Source organism: Psychrobacter sp., assembly GCF_035469765.1.
Classification (GTDB): Bacteria; Pseudomonadota; Gammaproteobacteria; order Pseudomonadales; family Moraxellaceae; genus Psychrobacter.
The window spans coordinates 1-2,359 of record NZ_DATIRM010000265.1 but is presented as its reverse complement, the minus strand read 5'-3'; the positions used below and the strand labels follow the sequence as shown (position 1 = coordinate 2,359).

Here is a 2,359-nt window from a genome sequence, read left to right as displayed (position 1 = left end):
CGTAATAATTCTCTAGCTCTTTTAACTGATGCGAGACGGCAGAGGCAGTGACATGCAGCTCATCGGCAGCGGCAGCTAACGAGCCGTGTGCTCGTAGCGCAGTTAGGGTATTAAGATGACGAAGCTCTAACATAAAATAATCTAACCACCGAAGTCAAAAAGAAATAGGGTATAGCAAATATAAGAGTTACACCTGTTATACCGATAGGCGAAACTGATTAGAGCATAACTAATATTAACGTCGACGTAGCAATAGCTGTGAAATCACTACCAAGATTAATGAAGCAACCAACAGAATCGTACCAATCGCATTGACCTCGGGTTTGAGACCGACACGTACCATGGAATAAATACGTAGCGGCAATATCTCATAGCTAGGACCAGTGACAAAGGTGGAGACTACCACATCATCGAGTGACAATGTAAAAGCGAGCAACCAACCTGCCATCACCGCTGGGAAAATAACAGGAATCAATACTGTCCGTACCATCATTGATTCACTTGCACCCAAATCACGTGCCGCTTCCATCAAGCGCTCATCCAGACTGCTCAATCTTGCAAAGACAGTAATGACCACAAAAGGTAAACAAAAGGTAATGTGCGCCAGTAGCAGCGATACAAAACCTAGCTGCAAGCCAATTAATAAAAACAGCGCCAGTAGCGATATCGCCAAGACAATCTCAGGTGACATCATCAGTACAAATAGTAGCCCATTTAATAAACCTTTACCGCGAAAATCATAACGATGTAAGGCAAGTGCCGTCAGTGTACCGATGATGGTTGAGACCGTAGCAGCAACCAAACCTAAAACAATCGAATGCCAAAAGGCATCTAGCATTGCCTGATTATTGAGTAACGACTCATACCACTTTAAACTAAAGCCGCCCCAGTTATAACCAATTTTTGATTTATTAAAAGACATCACTACCAAGACGATGATAGGGAGATATAGTAAGGTATAAATCAGACCAAGGTAGCCTTTGGCGGCAATATTGCCAAACTTGATGGGGTTTTTGTGTTTCGTCAATTTATTATTCGTTGAGCGGTGCCGTTGATTATTTAGTGAACTATTAGACATTAGGCCACCTCATTAAAGTCGGTTTTACCGATACGGCGGCTACTGGCACGATAGGCAAGTAATAATACCGCCATAGCAAGCGTTAAGAGCACACTAGCAGCTGCACCAAATGGCCAATCTCGCGCATCTAAAAACTGGTTTTTGATAATATTACCCACCAATAAATTGCGTGAACCGCCCAAAATATCAGCTACGTAAAACATACCCATTGCCGGTAATAAGACCAAAAGTACTCCTGAGATAATTCCAGGTGTAGTCAACGGTAGTATCACATGCCAAAAAGTTTGCGGTTTTGATGCACCTAAATCCTGCGAGGCAAGCAGCATATCATTGCGCAAGTCGCTAAAGACTGCGTATAAAGGTAATACCATAAAAGGAAATAATAAATAGGTTAAACCAGCAATTACTGCGCCTTGGGTATATAAAATATCAATGGGCGTATCGATAACACCTATGGCTAATAATGATTTATTAATTAATCCATTATTGGCAAATAATAATTTTAGTGCATACGTCCGTACCAGTGAATTGGTCCAAAACGGCAATATCAGCATGAGCATCAATAAAGGCTGCCAGCGTTTGCTCACTCGAGAAACAAACCAAGCAAAAGGATAACCGAGTAATAAGCAAATAATCGTAGTAATCCCTGCCATCCATAATGAATGGATAAAGACATCAAAATAAAGCGGGTCAATCATGCGCACATAGCTGTCTATACTGACAGGTAGGCTGATAAAAGCGCTGCTATCACGTGTCAAAAAGCTGACTGCAATGACCAATATATTGGGTAATAGCGCAAAGATAAGAAGCCAACCCCAAATCAGCCATAGCGTTGCCGTACGGAAAGGGCTTTTATTGCTGATGCCAGTACGTGCCATTAGTGGATATCCTCTTCTGGCAATACCCATTCCCAGCCGTCGACCCATGAGACTTTGACCACCTCATTCAACTTATAATCAAAGCTTGGATCGTCTTCATCAAAAAATTCAGACGCTTTAATCACATGACCATTTGCCAGCTCAATAATAGAGTCTAAGGTACTGCCTTTATAATTGCTTTCGATAACTCGCCCTAATAAACCGCCGTGAGTTTTGTCAGTAGGATCATAAATTCGCAGGTCTTCAGGACGCAGCAATAAATTGACGATATCGCCGACTTGGACATCGTTGGCAAAATCGGGTCGACGCAGATTACGCACAGGCGTTGGTTCGTCTTGAACTTGTGCTTCGCAGACCTCGACTTCGATACGGCCATTGGTTACGCGACCATCGCGATCAGGCT

The 2,359-nt window shown here is 42.7% G+C and carries 4 protein-coding genes; all 4 read right to left on the bottom strand.

The features are described from left to right. Positions 1 to 133: LysR family transcriptional regulator (locus VLN09_RS07485; protein WP_325245182.1), on the bottom strand; the 133-nt coding region annotated here is incomplete at its 3' end. 102 nt (positions 134 to 235) lie between these two features. Next, on the bottom strand, positions 236 to 1,078 hold the full coding sequence (gene potC / locus VLN09_RS07480) for a spermidine/putrescine ABC transporter permease PotC (protein WP_325245180.1): 843 nt from the start codon (positions 1,076 to 1,078) through the stop codon (positions 236 to 238). Further along, positions 1,078 to 1,956, bottom strand: coding sequence for a spermidine/putrescine ABC transporter permease PotB (gene potB / locus VLN09_RS07475; RefSeq protein WP_325245178.1), 879 nt, complete (start codon positions 1,954 to 1,956; stop codon positions 1,078 to 1,080). Before potB ends, potC begins: the two co-directional genes overlap by 1 nt. After that, positions 1,956 to 2,359, bottom strand: a 404-nt coding sequence (locus VLN09_RS07470; RefSeq protein WP_325245176.1) for a TOBE domain-containing protein, incomplete at its 5' end; no start/stop codon positions are given. The genes potB and VLN09_RS07470, both read right to left, overlap by 1 nt.

Coding starts and splice junctions, on each gene's coding strand:
- potC (WP_325245180.1), bottom strand. CDS start 1,078: ATGTCTAATAGTTCACTAAATAATCAACGGCACCGCTCAACGAATAAT.
- potB (WP_325245178.1), bottom strand. CDS start 1,956: ATGGCACGTACTGGCATCAGCAATAAAAGCCCTTTCCGTACGGCAACG.